Origin of the sequence: Lutibacter sp., assembly GCF_016342705.1 — a bacterium.
Lineage (GTDB): Bacteria > Bacteroidota > Bacteroidia > Flavobacteriales > Flavobacteriaceae > Lutibacter.
This window is the reverse complement of record NZ_JAEINV010000004.1, coordinates 1-19,314: the sequence shown is the minus strand read 5'-3', so window position 1 is coordinate 19,314 and position 19,314 is coordinate 1. Positions and strand designations below refer to the sequence as shown.

The 19,314-nt window shown below is 34.5% G+C and carries 9 protein-coding genes; 2 read left to right on the top strand and 7 right to left on the bottom strand.

The window, feature by feature from the left end:
• Positions 1-47: 47 nt before the first annotated feature.
• The 7 genes from JEY78_RS04940 to JEY78_RS04910 all read right to left on the bottom strand — a co-directional run bounded on the left by JEY78_RS04940 (position 48) and on the right by JEY78_RS04910 (position 5,453).
• Entirely contained in the window at positions 48-776 is a 729-nt protein-coding gene (locus JEY78_RS04940; protein WP_291847425.1) for an ABC transporter ATP-binding protein, read from the bottom strand.
• A gap of 99 nt (positions 777-875) precedes the next feature.
• Positions 876-1,778: an ABC transporter ATP-binding protein gene (locus JEY78_RS04935; protein ID WP_291847422.1), complete on the bottom strand. Its 903-nt coding sequence runs from the start codon at positions 1,776-1,778 to the stop codon at positions 876-878.
• Positions 1,775-2,140, bottom strand: coding sequence for a hypothetical protein (locus JEY78_RS04930; RefSeq protein ID WP_291847419.1), 366 nt, complete (start codon positions 2,138-2,140; stop codon positions 1,775-1,777). The genes JEY78_RS04935 and JEY78_RS04930 overlap by 4 nt, the downstream gene beginning before the upstream one ends.
• A gap of 125 nt (positions 2,141-2,265) precedes the next feature.
• On the bottom strand, positions 2,266-3,153 hold the full coding sequence (locus tag JEY78_RS04925) for an HlyD family efflux transporter periplasmic adaptor subunit (RefSeq protein ID WP_291847418.1): 888 nt from the start codon (positions 3,151-3,153) through the stop codon (positions 2,266-2,268).
• A 2-nt stretch (positions 3,154-3,155) separates the two neighbouring features.
• On the bottom strand, positions 3,156-4,412 hold the full coding sequence (locus JEY78_RS04920) for a TolC family protein (RefSeq protein WP_291847415.1): 1,257 nt from the start codon (positions 4,410-4,412) through the stop codon (positions 3,156-3,158).
• Between the two features lie 48 nt (positions 4,413-4,460).
• Positions 4,461-4,775, bottom strand: a complete 315-nt coding sequence (locus JEY78_RS04915; protein WP_291847412.1) for a GIY-YIG nuclease family protein — start codon at positions 4,773-4,775, stop codon at positions 4,461-4,463.
• Between the two features lie 66 nt (positions 4,776-4,841).
• Entirely contained in the window at positions 4,842-5,453 is a 612-nt protein-coding gene (locus JEY78_RS04910; protein ID WP_291847409.1) for a TetR/AcrR family transcriptional regulator, read from the bottom strand.
• Positions 5,454-5,556: 103 nt separating this feature from the next.
• On the opposite strand from JEY78_RS04910, the gene JEY78_RS04905 reads away from it, so the two are divergent.
• On the top strand, positions 5,557-6,906 hold the full coding sequence (locus tag JEY78_RS04905) for a serine hydrolase (protein ID WP_291847406.1): 1,350 nt from the start codon (positions 5,557-5,559) through the stop codon (positions 6,904-6,906).
• A 417-nt stretch (positions 6,907-7,323) separates the two neighbouring features.
• Positions 7,324-19,314, top strand: an 11,991-nt coding sequence (locus JEY78_RS04900; protein ID WP_291847401.1) for a PKD-like domain-containing protein, incomplete at its 3' end; no start/stop codon positions are given.

Sequence of the window (19,314 nt, the reverse complement as noted above, 5' to 3'; positions counted from 1 at the left end):
TATTTACTTTTGGATATGTTATTTTTTTATTTTCATTATTAGTTATTTTAACCTCTGGCTAGTTTTAAAAAGACCTCGTTCATATTTTCTACTTTAAACTGTTCTTTTAATTTTTTTGGAGTGTTTAACGCTTCAATTTTACCGTTTACCATGATGGAAACCCGATCGCAATATTCCGCTTCGTCCATATAATGTGTAGTTACAAAAATGGTGGTTCCTTCGTGTGCGGTTTTATAAATCATTTCCCAAAATTGACGGCGTGTTATTGGATCTACACCACCTGTTGGTTCATCTAAAAAAACAATTTTTGGGTTGTGTAACAATGCAACTGAGAAGGATATTTTTTGTTTCCACCCTAATGGTAGTGAGCCAACCAATTCATTTACAATTTCTTGCAGCCCTAATTCTTCAACTAATTGACATCTTTTTTCTTCAATTTTTTTACGCGTTAAACCATAAATTCCACCAAAAAAAGTGATGTTTTCTTTTACAGTTAAATCATCATACAAGGCAAATTTTTGACTCATATAGCCAATATTTTTTTTGATATCGTTTGGGTTTTTATACACGTCAAAACCTGCTACTTGTGCATTTCCGGAAGTTGGATTTGAAATTCCGATTAGCATTTTCATAGCGGTAGTTTTTCCCGCGCCGTTTGCACCTAAAAATCCAAAAATCTCTCCTTTTTTAACTTCAAAAGAAATATTATTTACAGCCGTAAAGTCACCAAACATTTTGGTTAAATTATCAACTATTATTACGGTATCTTCTTTCATTTTTAATGCTTTTAGTCAGTTCGAGTTGAGGCTTTAGCCGAAGTATCGAGAACTTTTCAATATAATTTTTTGCAAAAATCACTCGAAGTGACGTATTATTTATTTAGCCAATTCCATAAAAGTATCTTCAATGGTTGCTGCCGTTTTACTTATTTGTATGTTTTGTAACTGCTGTTTTTCTAAGTAAAGTTTTAAATCTGTTGGATTAAAATCATTTCTTTTATCAGAATAATGGACAAATTCACCAAACGGATATACGCTATAGTTGTGTTCGTAATTTTTTAAACTATTAATCAATTGGTACATATTGTTGGCGCTTACATTATAAATGTTTTTTGGATAATGTTTTACAATGTGTTGTGGTGTATCAATTTCTAAAATTTTACCATCCTGAATTAGCGCAATTCTGTCGCACAAGGCTGCTTCATCCATATACGGCGTAGAAACTAACATGGTAATTCCTTTGGTTTGTAAACGTTTTAACATTTCCCAAAATTCTTTTCGCGAAACTGGGTCAACACCTGTAGTAGGTTCATCTAAAAACAACACTTTTGGTTTGTGAATTAAAGCACAACATAAGGCTAATTTTTGTTTCATTCCGCCAGATAATTTTCCTGCTCTACGGTTTTTAAAAGGCTCAATTTGAACATAAATATCTTTTATTAAATCGTAGTTTTCTTCTATGGTTGTCCCGAAAATAGTTGCGAAAAACTCCAAATTTTCTTCCACGGTTAAATCTTGATACAACGAGAATTTCCCTGGCATATAACCAACATTATTTCTAATTTTTTTATAATCATCAATGGCATCAAAATTGGCGACAGTTGCAGTTCCGCTATCCGCAAAAAGAAGCGTGGTTAAAATTCTAAAAAGTGTTGTTTTTCCTGCGCCATCTGGACCAATTAAACCAAATAGTTCCCCTTCTTTTACTTCAAAAGAAATATTTTTTAAAGCGGTTTTATCTTTAAAAGTTTTGCTGATATTTTGTACAGAAATACTCATTTTTTAACGGTGTTATAATTTAAAGCAATAAGAGCAATTATACTCCAGACACTTACTCTAAAAACCATGGCATTAATGCTTTCTGAAGCTACATTTTCATTTAAAAAATTGAGATAAATAAGTAGCAGCACATGAGATGTTAGAACAAAAGCAATAACTTTTTTAGTAAATATATGTTTTGTCCAAATTAAATATGCTGCAACAATTGATATAAACCCAAAAATTACATTATAAATAACTAACCAATTAAGCACTGTATAGTTTTTTGTATCAATGCCTAACAATACTTTTGAGCCTGCAATTACGGACATAATTCCAATGGAAAAGGCAAGTAGGGATGCTATTTTATGTAAATGTTTCATGGAAATATTTATTAATTTTTTTATGGAAAAATTTCGTCATTCTAAACTTAATTCAGAATCTCACAATTTCTTTCCTAATCTTGATGAGAACCTGAATCAAGTTCAGGTAGACGTAGTTTAGAAAATTATTCTGAAATCCACATTTCAGCAGGCATGCCAATTTTTAAACTTCCGTCGTTTTGCACATCTATTTTTACTGCGTACACAAGGTTTACTCGCTCTTCTTTTGTTTGAATTATTTTAGGAGTAAATTCTGCTTCTGAGGAAATCCAAGAAATAGTTCCTTCATAATTTTTTAAATCCTTATTACTGTCAATCTTTACAGTTACTTTTTGTCCAATTTTAATGGAAGCTAATTGTTTTTCACTGATATAAACCTTTAATTGCATGGTGTTTAAATCCGCAATTTTATATAGCGGTTTTCCAAAAGAAGTAATTTCATTTGCCTCGGCATATTTTACCAAAACCGTTCCATCAATTGGATTGGTAATTAAACTTTTTTGCAGTTGATCTTCTAATTGACTTATTTGAACATCAATACTTTTTAGTTCATTTACAACTGGCGCATTTTGAATTTCAACACTTCTAATTTGTTGATTTATTACATCAATTTGCCCGTTAATAGCATCTAATTGTTGTTGTGTTCCGGCATTTTCTTTTATCAGATTTTGAATTCTGGTTTGAGAAATCTTAGCAGTTTTTAATTGCGCGTTTAACACACTAATTTGAGATAAAACGCCACTTGATTTTGATGAAATAATATTTTTTGAAACCATTAATTGTGCTTTCTTAAGTGCTAATGGAATGGTGTCAATAACACCAACAATTTTGCCTTTTGCAATAGTTTGTCCTTCTTCCACAGAAAATTGATTTAGTTTCCCGTTATTTTCTGCAGAAACTGTAATTTCAACAGCTTCAAAATTACCGTAACCATCTGCTTTATTGTTGTTGTTACAAGAAATTAATGCAATTGTAAGAAAGGCTGTTCCTGCTATTTTATTTATAATTTTCATAATTAATTTCCTTTAGTTGTATTGTAATTTGTTTGCGCTAGTAATAATTGAATTTTATGTGTACTTAAGTTATTTTCTGCTTCATATAAATTGGTTAATTCAGTTATATAAGCAGATGCAGTGATGACACCATTTTTTAATTGCGATTCGGCAGTTTTTAAAATGTTTTTTTGTAAAGCTATTATGGAATTGTCATTAGGTATAAACGCTGAAATTTTTTCGATTTCGCTTTTGTTTTGGTCTAATTCAATGTTTGTGTTTAGTTTAAAAACAGCTTCCTCTGTATCAATAATTTCTTTATTTATTTTTAAAGATTCGCGTTGTTTTTTGTTGGCGTTCCAATCAAAAACGTTCCAGTTTAATTTAACACCAACCATATAAAATGTTTGAAATGAGTTATCCAATGCGTTTAATCCTGGGTTTCCGTAACCCCCAGTTGCAAAACTCAGTATTTTTGGAGCATTTTGTTTAGAAAGTACGGTTTCGTTAGTGTCAATTTGTTCTTTTTTTAGTTGAAACAAAGCTAGTTCTGGTCTGTTAATTTCGTTATTTTCCGCAGTAATTGTTTCTGGATTTTCTAACGTTTTATTTGATGAAATTTCTATTCCTACTAATTTAGAAAGTGTTTCAAATAAACTTTTTTTATTGGCTTCAATTTCAATAAATTGTTGATTAATTTTTAACAATTCGGATTCCAAAACACTGTCTGATGAAGGTAGTATTGCACCGTATTTTATACCAGCTTTTACTTCTTTTAATTTAGCTTCTAACAATTCTTTTTTAGAGGTTATTAATTGCTTTTTTTCTTGTTGAAATAAAATGGAAAAATACAGTTGATTTACCTGTTTTTTTAGCTGATATAAATTTACTTCTACCTGTTTCAAATTAGTTTTTAAAGCAGCTGTTTTTGCTTCGCTAGATGCTTTTACTAATCCGCCAGCATAAATTAATTGATTTACAGAAATTGTTGCTTTGTACTGATCTTTATTTGGCGGTTCAATGGTAGAATTTGGAATTATTATTGGAATTTGTGTTACATCCGATTGATAGGTTGCTTGTGCTGCGAATTCTAATTTCGGTAAATTTTCGGTATTAATAACTTCTAAATCTAGTTGGTTTTGTTTTTCCAGCAATTCTGTTTGTTGTGTTAACGGATAATTTTTATTTAGTAACTTGTATAAATCTGTTAACTGTAATTTATCTTGAGCAATTGCGGAAAGCGAAAAGAGAAGAATTATAAATGTGATTGTTTTTTTCATTTTTTTATGAGTTTTATTTTGTCATTCCTGTGAAAACAGGAATCTATACTATATAACTGGAATAGGGTCATACCAATCCTTTGAAAGATCTAACCATTTTTTATTTTCTTTTTCAATTAATTCAATTTTCCAATCTCGTTTCCATTTTTTAATATTTTTTTCTCTGGTAATTGCGTCTTTTACAAATTGAAAAGTTTCAAAATAAACCAATTTATGAACGCCATATTTTTCCGTAAAACCTTTTTTTATTCGTGTTTTATGTTCATTAATTCTGCGTTGTAAATCGTTCGTCATTCCAACATACAATGTCCCTCTAATTTTACTTGATAAGATATAGACATAATATTGGTGTTTTGTTTTCATTTTTTTGTTCGTTTTGGATTCCTGCCTGCGCAGGAATGACAAATCCTGTAAAGGCTGGAATCTATGTTAAACTTTTATAGCGTTAATTATAAATTCAGCGACTTCAGTTTTTCTGTGTTCTAACATTAAATTATACTCATCATTATTTAAATTTAAAAATCCTTTAAACAATGGTGCGGCAATAAAAGGGAAAATATTTAATGATAAAATATTAATGAATAATTGATCAGCTTTTATTGGTTTTATAGTTCCTTTTAAAACTTCTTCTGAAATTTGATTTTTAAACTTTTCAATATTCGGAAACTTATTTTCAGCTAAAATATGGATGGCGAATTCTGGGTTTTTATTTAATTCTTGAATTATAAAATTTGGCAAATACGGATGTTTTATAATAAAGGAAATGTAGTTGTTTGAAAAATTTTTAATTTTATCAAAAATGCTAGAATCATCATTTAATATTTTATTCATTTGTGGTGCTAATAGTGAGAAAGCGCTTTTAAAAACGGCTTCAAAAAGCAATTGTTTACTTCTGTAGTAATAGTGTAACAACGCTTTATTTATACCAGCTTCATCAGCAATTTCTTGCATACGTGCACCATCCATTCCTTTTTGTTGAAAAATAGTTTTAGCTGCATTTAATATAGATGTTTCAGTGGTAGTGTCTTTTGTTTTTTTCATTATATTAACTAAATAGTTTAACCAAATGGTTAACAAAAGTAAATTCTTTTTTTGAACTGACAAAATAAATGTTACTTTTAACAAATTATAAATAAATATTCTAATGAAAAAAATTGTTAAATTTGGAGTAATTCCAATACTTATTATCCTAATTGCAGTGGTAGTTTTTAATTATCCTCGTTTAAATATTATTACTGGTTTTGCGGCAAAAAGTGTGTGTTCTTGCACTTTTGAAGCTAATAGAGATTTGGAATCTATTGAAGCTGGAGATAATGATATAAGCCCTGTGAATTTGGCTAAAAACGAAATTAATTTTGAAGAAAAATCGGTTATTTCAACGGTATTTGGGCTTAAAAAAAGAAAAGCCATATATAAAAGCGGTATAGGTTGTGTATTGGTTCCGGAAGATTACAAACAAACTAACTCATTCCAACCAAAAAGAATTAGCATTGAATCCAATTTACCATATCCATATGGAAATCTTCCTCAAAAAGATACTTTATTTAACAACATTAATTATAAATTATTAGATTTTGCTGTTGAAAAAGCGTTTGATTGTAAGGGTGAAGTTGAAAAAAGAACAAGAGCTGTTTTGGTAATTTATAAAGATCAAATTATTGCTGAAAAATATGCAGATGGATTTACCAAAGAAACAAAATTATTGGGTTGGTCTATGACCAAAAGTATTACAAGTGCCGTTTTGGGTGTTCTAGAAAAACAAGGTAAAATTCATGTAAATCAAACAAATTTATTTCCAGAATGGGAACAAGATGAACGCTCTAAAATTTCCTTAAATAATTTATTACAAATGAATAGCGGCTTGGAATGGTTGGAAGATTACAACAAAATATCCGACGTAACAAAAATGTTGTTTTTAGATAAGGATATGACCAAAACACAGCTAAATAAACAGCTTGTTGGCAAACCAAATAATAGTTGGAATTATTCATCTGGAACCACCAATTTACTCTCAGGTTTTATTAGAAATCAATTTAAAACACATCAAGAATATTTAGATTTTTGGTATGCAGCATTCATTGACAAAATTGGAATGAATAGTATGGTAATAGAAACCGATGTTTCAGGAAATTATATAGGTTCTAGTTATGGTTGGGCAACAGCAAGAGATTGGGCAAAGTTTGGCTTATTGTACATACACAATGGTAATTGGAACGGCGAACAAATTCTAAACAAATCTTGGGTAAACTATACAAAAACAACAACCAATACTTCAAAAGGTGAATATGGAGCGCAATTTTGGTTAAATGCGGGCGGTGTATACCCAAATGTTCCAAAAGATTTATACTCGTGTAATGGCTTCCAAGGGCAATATGTGTTTATTATTCCTTCAAAAGATATAATAATTGTGCGCTTTGGATTATCAGATGATAATCACAAGTTTAATATTGACGAATTTTTAAGTGATTTATTAGGAGCAATTAAAAATGAATAATGTTTTTAAATAATTTAAAAAGCAAATTAGTACTGTTACCCTGAGTTTAAAAGGGCGATTTTTTTAAAAAGTTTGATTTATATAATAGTATTTTTTACTAAGTCATTGAAAAACAATACAGTATTTTAAAAGGTCTATATATTTAAATTTTGTTAATGTTTTAATTGAAATTAAACAAAAACAGTATTGTAGTGTTGTTATATTATTGTTGTAATTTTCAATAAAAACTCCCTTTTATAGTATTATTCAAATCAAATATTTAATAATTCCTGCAGTTTTTTAAAGACTTTATTAATTTTTCTGACAAATATCACGCCTTTATTTAAAAAGGATTTTTACTTTTGATTGAAGTCTCACCTTGCCTAATTCTATTTATGAGCTTATTAGGGCGTGTACTTGACAATAAAAATCTTTTTTATGAAAAAAAATTACCTTCTATCGTTCCTTCTAATTGTAATAATTAATTTAAGTTCTTCAACTTTATTTGGCCAAACAGCATCATTTACAGCTACTCTTGATGGAAACTGTTCTCCTATTAACGTAAGTTTTACAGATACTTCAACAGGAGGTGCAACTGTAACTTCATGGTTATGGGATTTTGGGAATTCAAATACTTCTACAGTTCAAAATCCATCAGCAAATTACCCAAAGCCAGGTATATATACAGTTACACTTACTATTAATGGAGGAGGAAGTGCCGAGTTGATATCAACACAAACAATAGAGGTGTATCCTTCACCAGCTCCAATAATACCATCAATAGTTGGTTGTGGAAATTATACGGGTGATTTAACTATTAGTGCAACGCCTATTGTAGTTGCGCCTTTTATAATTGGCTCGTCAACTGTTGGGGGGATAACAGGAGGTAGCGTAACTTCATATACATTTAATTTTTTAGGGGCCTTGCCTACAGTAGGTCCCCAAGCCTCTCCAACAATTAGCTTAACAAATGTGCCAGTTGGTAGTTACGATTTATTATTAACCGTTGCTGATGTTAATGGATGTTCAACCACCATATTTAAGCAAGCGGCTATAATTGTAAACCCAATACCAACTGCTAACTTTACTTTTGTGAAAGAGAGTGTTTGCGGTCCAGGAAACGTTACATTTTCTGGAGCTTCTGCAATTAGTTCTGGAAGTGTTATAGATTATTTATGGGAAATAGATGGAACTCCAGTTTCTACAGACCAGAATTTCACCTATAATTTTACGGCATTTGGCGATTATGATGTTACATTTAAAGCTATATCAGATAATTTATGTGAATCAATTCCGGTTACTAAAACTGTTTCTTTTAATGCTGGAAGCACTCCTGATTTTGGGTTTTCGGGTAACTGTTTGGATATACCTGTTGCTTTTACAGATGCTTCAAGTGCTGACGCAGTAAGTTGGGTGTGGGATTTTGGAAATGGAAATACTTCTACCTCTCAAAATCCTTCTAATGCCTATACTTCACCAGGTGATTATAACGTGACATTAACAACAACGTTTTCTGATGGTTGTGTATTATCTACAACAAAACCCATAACAATTATTGGAGCAACTCCTTCTTTTACATATACGGCAACCAACGCATGTGCACCAGATTATACAATTAATTTTACAAATACTTCAACAGTATCTGGCACAACAATAACGGGTTATGCTTGGGATTTTAATAATGATAGTATAACCGATTCAACTATTGAAACCCCTTCTTATAACTTTGGTGCCGCTGGATTTTTCCCTGTTAGTTTAGAAGTAACTACTGCTGATGGATGTACCAATACGTTAAATTCAAGTGTAAGTATAACACCGACAGTGGTGGATTTTTCAGCAGTGAATACAACAGGCTGCGCAACACTTGCTACTTCTTTTTCAACTATTTATAACAATGCTTCAGATCCTATAACCTCTTATAGTTGGGATTTTGGAGATGGAAATTCTTCTAACTTACCTGCACCAACGCATAACTATACTGTTGCAGGAGATTATACAGTAACTTTAAATGTAACTACTACTAATGGATGTACTTTAACAAGTACTAAACCAGCATATGTTTTGGTGGGAGACAAACAACCTATTACCTTTGTTTCTGACCTGCCGAACTATTGTTTTGAAAATAATTCTGTAGAGCTTACTGCTACCATAACAAATTTAACAACTGAGGTGTTATGGGATTATGGTGATGGAGATACGTCAACAGAATATGTTACTAATGCCACTGTAAATAGTGTGAGCCATAGTTATAGCGATCCGGGTGTTTATAACATTTCTGCAACTACTATTTATAATGGATGTGAGTCTGATGCGTATCAGATAACTGTAACAATTCTAGAACCAAGGGCAATTTTTGTAGCAGATTCTTATTCTGAATGTTCTGTACCAACCAATACAATTACATTCACTAATAATAGTATTATTGATAATATTACTCCTGTATATGCGTGGGATTTTGGTGATGGAACTACTTCAGCCTTAAAAAATCCAACCCATATTTATGCTGCTACAGGAGATTATACAGTTACACTTACAGTTACGGATAGCGGGTCAGCGGCTTGTTCAGACACTACTACAAGCACTATTTATGTAACAACTTTTGACCCTGTTTTTACGGTTTCTGATACAAATCCTATTTGTGCAGGTAGTACTTTTACTTTTACAAATCAATTGGCTACAAATTCATCTGCCAATTTTAGTGCAGCAAGTTATGCATGGGATTTTGGAGATGGAGGAACATCAACAGCTGCAAACCCAACATATACGTACCCAACACCAGGTATTTATACGGCAAGCTTAACAGTGACAGAAGAGCACGGCTGCGTGAAAACATATACATACCCAGCTGATATTGTGGTAAATGGACCAATAATTTTGGATTTTACTACTAATGTATCAGAAATTTGTCCAGGTGGTGACGTTACATTTACTCCAACTGTTACAAAAAGAGGAGGTCTTCCATCTGATCCGTCTACCTCATACACCTATGAATGGGATTTTGAAAATGATGGTACGATAGATTCAACTATCGAAACCCCTACAAATATTTTTGCTGCTGTTGGTGATTATACGGTTACACTTACCGTTACAGATAATTTGGGGTGTTCTGCTACCGAAAGCAAAACAGCGAGTGTGCGTGTTCCTGCTTTAACTGCAGGTATAGCAACCACCAGAAATATTTATTGTTTAGGTAATGTTACTTTCACAAGTTCTTCAACACTTAGTTTTGGAACTATTGATCTTTATGAATGGGACCTAGATAATGATGGTTCTTATGAAATATCTGGGCCTTCTTCAAGTCAAACAATAGATTTTAGTTCGCAAGGAACAGGAATTAAAACCGTGGGGTTGAGAGTTACAAATAATTTAGGTTGTTCAGATACAACTACTAAAAGTATCACAATTGTTGATGATGCAGTTGATATTATTATAGCAAATGTAAATTTGGGTTGTGCACCAAGTCAAGGAGCATTTTCAACTACAGACCCAACAGGAGCGGTTTCTTCGTATCTCTGGAATTTTGGAGATGGAACTACTTCAAATCAACAAAACCCGTTTCATTATTATTTAAAACCAGGAACTTATACCGTAACATTAACTGAAACCTTAACTGGGGGCTGTACCAAAAGTGATACAATACTCGTTTATGTTGATGGTCCAATAGGGGTATTCACCTATGATGATACTCCTGGTTGCGCACCGCATGAAGTAACATTTCTTGTTGAAAACCTTGAGGGAGCGGATGCTTTAATTTGGGATTTTGGTGATGGTACTACCGAATCTTCTCCTATTGCTAATGGAGTTACTTCAGCAACAACAACACATACCTATACAAGTTATGGTAGTAGATTGCCTATTTTAATTTTACATAGTACAACATGTGGTAATTACTCATATCTTTATGGAATTAACCGAAGGATAAATACAACTGAAAAACCTATTCCAGAATTTTCTTTTACTACAAAAAGTGCTAATGAGAATTGTCAAGGTTCGAATATTCAATTTACCGACCTTTCCACTAGAGTAGACCCTCGTTATCCAATTTCTTCCTGGCAATGGGATTTTGAAACTGATGGCACCATAGACTCAACGGAAAAAAACCCCACACATGCTTATTTAACTGAAGGTATTTATACAGCTACTTTATATGTTGGAAATGGAATTGTTCCAGGAGGTTGTGATGCTACTATTTCAAAAATAATTACCGTGAATCCATTACCTGATGCAGCTATTACACCTTCATCACAAACAATTTGTAATGGCACTAGTACTAATGATATGATTCTTACAATCAATAATAGTATTGTAAGTACCTTTGTGTGGAGTAGAGATGAACCAGCAGGTATTACATCTGGGACGGCAATTTCTGGAGTGGGAACTACAATTACAGGAGGCGTGTTTAACAACTCAACGCCAAATCCAATAACAGTTACGTATACAATTACTCCTACCGGTCCTGCACCTACATTTTGTGAAGGAGATCCCGTTACTGCAACAATAGTTGTAAATCCAACATCATTGGTAAGCAGTGCACCTACCCAAACAATTTGTAATAATACAAATTTAAATTATGATATTGAATCATTAACAGCAGGCACAACTTTTACTTGGGTTGCAGCATTAACGAGCGGCTCAGTTACAGGGTTTAATTCAGATGCTACAGGAACAAATACATATATAAATGATGTATTAGTAAATTCAGGAATTACACCAGGAGTTGTTACTTATACTATAACACCAACCGGACCAGCACCAACCAATTGCCCAGGGACACCTTTTGATTTGGTAGTTACTGTAAATCCAACACCAGATGCTATTGCATCATCATCCACTGAGGTTATTTGTAGTGGAGCAACACCATCAATTTCTTTTAGTACAAATATAACAGGCACTACTGTTAACTATTCATGGACAGCAGCATTACAAAGTGGTACAGTTACAGGTTTTTCAACTGGAAGTGGAAGTACTCTTAATCAACCGCTAGTTAACAATGGACCTATCCAAGGCGTTGTTAGGTACACCATTACACCATCAATAGGTGGTTGTGACGGAGCAGCAATTACCGTAGATATTACAGTAAATCCAGCTGAACAGGTAGATAGTATTTCAAATCAAGTAGTATGTAATTTAGATAATTCTACCTTTATAGCTTTTTCAACTACAAATACAGATGGAACAACTACCTATAATTGGGCGAATACCAATACAAGTATAGGATTACCAGCATCAGGGAGTGGAGCTATTAATTTTGTGAGTGATAATGCAACAAATGCTGGAAATGCTCCAATTTCAGGAACCATTACAGTTACACCTACTTATACCAATGGCGGTGTAAGTTGTACAGGGAATCCAAAAACTTTTACAATTACAGTAAACCCAACAGGTAAGGTAAATGCACCAGGAAATAAAATTTTCTGTAATAGCACACTTTCAACCGTGAACTTTACGACCCCAAATACGGGTGGTACAGTTACGTATGCTTGGACGAATACCAATACAGCTATTGGATTAGGCGGATCGGGTACAGGTAATTTATCTTTTACAACTACAAACACAACAACAGCTCCAATTTCAGGAGATGTCACAGTAACACCAACCTTTACCAATGGTGGTGTAAGTTGCCAAGGGAATTCAGAAACTTTTACAATCACTGTAAACCCAACAGGTCAAGTAAATGATCCTGCAGACCAAGTAGTATGTAATTCAGCTACTACTACATTAATAACTTTTGCAACAACGAATACAGGAGGAACTACTACATATAGTTGGGTAAATAACAGAACATCCATAGGTTTAGCAGGTTCTGGAAGTGGTGGAACAATTCCATCTTTTACAGCAGTAAATACAGGAACAGCTCCGGTGACTGCAACAATTACGGTAACACCTACTTATACCAATTCCAGTGGTGGAGGAAGTTGTACAGGAACACCAGAAACTTTTACAATCAGGGTGAATCCAACACCAAAGGTAAATAGTGCAGCAGCCAAAACTATTTGTGACAATACAAGTGTGGGATATAACATTACTTCAGCAACTGCGAGTACTACATTTACATGGACAGTTTCACAAACCACAGCACCAACAGGTGGCTCCATTACAGGTTTTAGTAATGCATCAGGCGCAAGTATAAATCAAGTATTACAAAATACAGGAACTACGCCAGGAGCTGTTACCTATACCATTACACCAACAGGACCTGCAACAACTAATTGTCCTGGGACACCTTTTAATTTGGTAGTTACCGTAAATCCAGATCCAGTTCCGGCTGCCACAGTAGCAGAAACTACATTTTGTAGTGGAGGAACTACTGATATAGTGTTAAGTTCAACCGCTCCAAGTGTTACTTATTATTATGCTGCACCTACACTTTCAGGAGGGGCCGGAAGTATTACGGGGTTCTCATCAAGGACTTCACCAGGGAATACTGCTAAAATAACAGATAAGTTAATCAATACAACTGCCACTATTCAAACAGCAACGTATACCGTATATGCAATTTATAATGGATGTGTATCAAGTACACCAGCGGTAGTTGTAATCACTGTAGATCCAATTCCAGTGCTTACTGATAATTTAACACAAGAATTATGTATAGATAATTCAAATACAGCAGTTGCAAATCTTACATTAACCACAACTCCATCAATGACGGGTGCTTTATTTACGTATTCGGCACCGACTCTTACGGGCGGAATGACTGGTGGTTCAGCAAGAACAGTAGCCACATCAGATCCAATTACAGACACATTTGTAAACACAACAAATACAGCTCAAACAGCTACCTATATAGTTACGCCAATCGCGCCTGCAGGTTTAGGAGGTTGTGATACAGGTATTGCTAAAAATGTTATAATTAAAGTATACCCACGTTCAAGAATTACTAGTGCCCTTACAGCTGTTGTTTGTAGTAATAGTTTATATACGTATACAGCTACTAGTAATGTAGCTAATTCAACTTTTACATGGTCAAGGGCGTTAGTTGCAGGAATAAGTAATGTTGTAGGATCAGGAACTTCAGCGTCTATTAGTGAAACATTGATAAATACAACAACAGCTCCTATAGATGTAACGTATGTATTAACACCTACAGGACCAGCGCCAACGAGTTGTATTGGAACACCTTCGTCATTAGTAGTAACAGTAAACCCAAGGGGTCAAGTAAATGATCCGGGAGATCAAGAATTATGTTATTCAGATGCTACTTCATTAATAACTTTTGGAACAAATAATACAGGAGGAACTACTACATATAGTTGGGTAAATAACACAACATCCATAGGTTTAGCAGCTTCTGGAAGTGGTGGAACAATTCCGTCTTTTACAGCAGTAAATACAGGAACAGCTCCGGTGACTGCAACAATTACGGTAACACCTACGTATTCAAACGGAGGAGAAAGTTGTACAGGAACACCAGTAGATTTTACAATTACGGTGAATCCAACACCTACGGTAAATAGCGCAACAACCAAAACAATTTGTGATAATACAAGTGTAGGATATAACATCACTTCAGCCACTACAGGCACTACATTTACATGGACAGTTTCAGAAACCACAGCACCAGCGGGTGGCTCAATTACAGGGTTTAATCCAAATGCTACAGGAACAAATACGGCAATCGATATAAATGACATATTAGTAAATTCAGGAACTTCACCAGGAGAAGTTACTTATACCATTACACCAACAGGACCGACAACAACTGATTGTCCAGGGACACCTTTTAATTTGGTAGTTATTGTAAATCCAGATCCAATTCCTTTAGCTACACCAGATGTGGAATCATTTTGTAGTGGAGGAACTACTTCTATTGCGTTAAGTTCATCGATTACAGTTCCAGGTGTTACGTATTATTATGATGCACCTGTAATTTCAGGAGTAGCAGGAAGTATTACAGGATTCTCATTGAGGACTTCACCAGGAAATATTGACCCAATTACAGATACGTTACTAAATACAACTGCCGAAATTCAAACAGCAACGTATACCATATATGCAGTTTATGGTGGTTGTGTATCAAGTACACCAGAAGTAGTTGTAATCACTGTAGATCCAGTTCCAGTACTTACTACTGGTTTAACAGAAGAATTATGTGTAGATGATTCAAATACTACAGCGGAATCGAATCTGTTATTAACTACAGATCCAGATATGGCGGGTGCTTTATTTTCGTATCCAGCACCAACACTTTCAGATCCAGGATTAACAATAGTAGGAGGAGCAACAGAAAGAGCAATACCTAGTGTAGATCCAATTCAAAATACGTTTGTAAACACTACAAATACTGTTCAAACTGCTACCTATTCGGTGACACCAATTGCTCCTGGAATTTTAGGAGCTTGTGAGCCTGGTACACCTACAGATGTGGTAATTACAGTATACCCACGTTCAAGAATTAACAGTCCACTTACGGATGCGGCTTGTAGTAACTACCTATTTTCATATACTATTACTAGTAATGTAGCAAGTTCAACTTTTACATGGTCTAGGGCGGCAGTTATAGGAATAAGCAATAGTTCAGGATCAGGAAATTCAAATTTAATTGAAGAAACATTGGTAAATACCACAGCATCTGCCATTAATGTTGCATATATTTTAACACCTACAGGACCAACGGGTTGTGCGGGCACACCTTCAACTTTAGTGGTAAGTGTAAATCCAACTCCAGCAGTAACAGCAGGTTTAACACAGGCTATTTGTAGTGGTACTGCGGCAAATCTTTCTATAACAAGCACTCCGGCAGTTTCGGCTACAACATATACATGGCCTGCACCAACTACGGAAGGATCTGCAGGAACTATTTCTGGAGGTACTGCAAGAACTGTTGGAAGTTTATCACCAATTACAGATGTATTGGTAAATAACACAAATGCTCCTTTAACACTTGTATATCTTGTAACACCAACAAGTCCGTCTGGTTGTGTAGGTGCGACTACTGAAGTAAAAATTACAGTGAATCCTATCCCAATTGTAACGAGTGTAAGTACTAAGGATGTATGTGCTAATTCTAGCGTAGCTTACAGTCCAACTTCAAATGTTTCTGGAGCTACTTATACTTGGACAGCGTCTTTAACTAGTGGAACTGTAACTGGCATTAATGCTAGTGGATCAGGAGCTACCATAAATGATGTTTTAGTGAATGCTACAAACACTACAGGAGTTGTAAGGTATGTAATTACACCAAAAGGACCATACTCAACAAATTGTGTTGGAACTCCATTTAACTTAGATGTTACCGTGAATCCAACTCCAGATGCAATTGCAACACCAATAGCTGAAACAATATGTAGTGGAGGAACTACATCAATAGATTTATCAACCAATACAACAGGAGCAACTGTAAGTTATTCATGGACGGCAGCAGTTACAAGTGGAAGTGCTTCTGGATTTTCAGTTGGGTCTGGAACTACAATTTCAGAAACACTTTTTAATTCTACAACTTCACCTGCTACTGTAAGATATAAGATAACGCCTTCAATTGGAACTTGTACAGGTTCACCAATTAATGTTGATATTACTGTAAATTCTGGGCCAAACTTTACCTACATAACCAATCAAGGTTTATGTTCTTCTATTTTAGGAAGTGTAGATTTTAATAATTTACCATCTGGAAATTGGACAATTAACCAAAGTGGTACTTCCACAGATTCTTACGCCGGTTCTGGCGCTTCATATATTGTTCCTTCTTTAGCTTCTGGAACTTACAATTTTTCAGTAACTAATAGTGCTGGATGTACATCTGCTTTAACACCTAATATTGTTATAAATAATGTTATTTGTGCAAATGATGACGATTATAGTGCAAGCCCAGTGAATGAAACTACAGGAGGAATTGTGTCTGGTTCAAATGTGTTTAATAATGATTTATTAAATAATTTAGTTTTAACTCCTGCGGATGTTACCTTATCAAGTGTCCCAACAGGACCTTTAACAGTGAATAGTGATGGATCAGTAACGGTTGATCCAAATACGACACCAGGTACCTATTTTATTAATTATACTATTTGTGAGGATGCAAATCCAACAAACTGTGATACGGGTACGGTAACTGTTGTAGTTATTGAAACTGCGGAATTAAAATTAACGAAAACAGTAAGTGCAGGACCTTATAATGTGGGAGAGAATGTAACCTTTACTATTACGGTTACTAATAATGGTCCAAGTGATGCTACAAATATTGATGTCACAGATCAATTACCTAGTGGGTATAGCTTTGTAAGCGCTTCAACAGCTAATGGTACTTATGATGAAACAACAGGTGCATGGACCGTTGGCTCATTAACAAATTCATCGGTTGCAACGCTTACCGTTGTTGCAACTATTAATGCGACAGGAAATTATACGAATATAGCAGAAGTAACAGATGCAGATCAACGAGATCCAAATGGTGTAGTTCATGGAAATTACACATCTGGAGAGATTGATCAGGATAATGCCACTATTTTGGAGGTGCCTATTTCAAATTTAGTGACTACAAAAACGGTGGATAGAAGTAATCCAAACTTAGGAGATATGATTACTTATGTTATTACTGTTGTAAATAATGGTCCTAGTAATGCTACAGGAGTTAGTTTAACAGATATTTTACCTATTGGTATTAATTATAGTACACATGTTGCTTATGGTGGTACTTTAAATACCTATGACGCTGTTACTGGAATTTGGAATATTGGTACTCTTAATAATAATACTTCAGCTACATTGATAGTAGATTCTACGGTTGCGGTAGCAGGGACTGTAGCTCAAACAGCAATTGTAAATTCTACAACAGCTGCAATTGGTAATGAAACAGATCCAACCAATGCTGGAAATGATTTAGATGCATCAATTACCGTAACAAGTACAGATTTAGTAACGACTAAAACGGTTGATAATGCTACGCCTAATGAAGGTGATACCATTGTTTATACGGTAACAGTTACAAATAATGGACCAAGTGATGCCACAGGTATTAGTTTAACAGATTTATTACCGGCGGGTGTAACCTATGTGAGTGATGACGCAGCTGGAGCATATAATCATGGTTCAGGATTATGGTCTGTTGGTATTGAGACAGAATTAGTTAATGGAAGTTTTGAGAGTGGAGATTTTACAGGTTGGACAGCAATTGATAATCCAAATCCATTTCTTGCTTACGGGGTGTATGCATCAAATAATGGATTAGGTAATTTCTCTGAGGCATTACCATCTGAGGGTGGATTCCTTGCAGGTAACGGTTTTGATGGAGATACTGGAGAAGCTATTTTATATCAAGACATTGCGGTTTCAGGAACAACAACTTTAAGTTGGGATGAAAATATTGATTATGATTTAACATTCGGAGCTTCTATTGATAGAATATATGAGGTTCAAGTGCGAGATTTAAGTAATAATGTATTGGAAGTTTTAAGGCAAGTAACTGCAGTTAGCGGAAATACAGAGAATGATAATGTTTGGAATAGTTTTACAGCTAATCTTTCAGCATATAGTGGGCAAACCATTAGAATTGCTTTTTGGCAAAATATTCCTGAAAATAGTACAGGTCCAGCAAAATTTGCTTTAGATAATGTTGTTCTTAGTACCACATCAAACACCTTGGCTAGTGGAGACTCTGTAACCTTAAACATTACAGCCACAGTTGATGCAGGAACGTCAGGACAAACAATCACCAATTCAACAACAGCAGCTAGAGGAAATCAATCAGATCCAACAATCGTGAATGATGATTTGACAGAAGCTATTATTGTTAATGGACCACCAGTAGCGCTAAATGATAGCAGTACGGGCAATACAACAAACACGGCAGTAACGGTAGCTGTATTGAATAATGATAATGATTCAGATGGAACGTTAGAACCATCAACTGTGCAGATAGTAGGCACTGCAGGTGCAGGCGTTTCATTAGTAGTTTCAGGTGAAGGAACGTGGAGTATAAATAGCAGTACAGGCGCGATTACTTTCACTCCTATTACAGGCTTTACCTCAAATCCAACACCGATATTCTATACGGTAAGTGATAATGATGGCAATGTATCGAATCAGGCGACAGTAACCATTACATATACAGCGATAGCACCAGTAGCGTTAGCTGATTTAAGTTCAGCTAATACGCCAGATACAGCAGTAACGGTAAATGTAGTTTCGAATGATAGTGATTCAGATGGATCGATAGATGCAACTACTGTAAGTTTGGTGATACCAATAGGGGCGACCAGTGTAGTAATAGATAGCCATGGTGATGTTACAAGTTTTGTAGTACCAGGAGAAGGGACTTGGAGTGTAAATTTAACCACAGGCGCAATTACATTTACACCGCTACCAACGTTTGATGATGATCCAACACCGGTATTATATAACATAGAGGATAATGATGGCAATGTATCGAATAATGTAGCAGTTACAATCGATTATGTACCAGTAGCCACTAATGATGTAAGTTTAGGCAATGTA